This window comes from Dickeya sp. ws52, from assembly GCF_007210685.1.
Lineage (GTDB): Bacteria > Pseudomonadota > Gammaproteobacteria > Enterobacterales > Enterobacteriaceae > Dickeya > Dickeya chrysanthemi.
Genome location: NZ_SZVX01000072.1, coordinates 1 through 251 on the forward strand (window position 1 = coordinate 1; position 251 = coordinate 251).

Consider the following 251-nt stretch of genomic DNA (forward strand, 5'->3'; position numbering starts at 1 on the left):
ACGGCCGACGTCGGGCGCGTGCGCAACGCCGGGCAGGTGCTGGGTCTCTCGGCGCTGACGCTGACGGCCGATAACGCCCTCACCAATACCGGCACCGGCAAGCTGCTGACGCAGGGGGCGGCGGTGCTGAGTGCGGCGACGGCAGAGAACGACGGCGACTGGCAGGCCGGCCAGCTGCAGCTGACGGCGGACCGCCTGCGCAACGGCGGGCGGATACACAGCGACGGCGACCTGGTGGTCACGCTGCCGAC

1 protein-coding gene is annotated in these 251 nt (G+C 72.9%); it reads left to right on the top strand.

Features of this window, described 5'->3' with window-relative positions; all coding sequences use genetic code 11:
- A partial coding sequence (locus FDP13_RS21570; RefSeq protein WP_143840385.1) for a hypothetical protein occupies positions 1–251 on the top strand: 251 nt, incomplete at both ends.